Raw genomic sequence first — 322 nt, 5'->3', positions numbered from 1 at the left:
TGCGCCCTTTTGTCATAGGCGTGGGGGATAATTTGGGGGTGAAGCCGGCCAGTGAATACCTTTTTATCGTGTTTTGCGCGCCTGTGGGGGCGTATTTTAAAGGGGGTATAGAAAAAGGAGGGGCTAGGTTTATCACTACGATTTTTGATAGGGCCGCACCTAAAGGCACCGGTGGGGTGAAAGTGGGGGGGAATTATGCTGCAAGCCTGTTGGCCCATAAAATGGCCATAGAGCAAGGCTATGATGATTGCATTTATTTAGATCCTGCCACGCACACTAAAATTGAAGAAGTGGGTGCGGCGAATTTTTTTGGCATCACGCA

The 322-nt window shown here is 49.1% G+C and carries 1 pseudogene; it reads left to right on the top strand.

Annotation, left to right across the window (positions count from 1 at the left end):
• Positions 1–322: pseudogene (locus BZK24_RS08890) on the top strand (branched chain amino acid aminotransferase); the annotation flags it as partial.

This window comes from Helicobacter pylori, assembly GCF_001998165.1.
GTDB lineage: Bacteria > Campylobacterota > Campylobacteria > Campylobacterales > Helicobacteraceae > Helicobacter > Helicobacter pylori_DL.
This window is presented reverse-complemented; position numbering and strand designations above follow the sequence as displayed.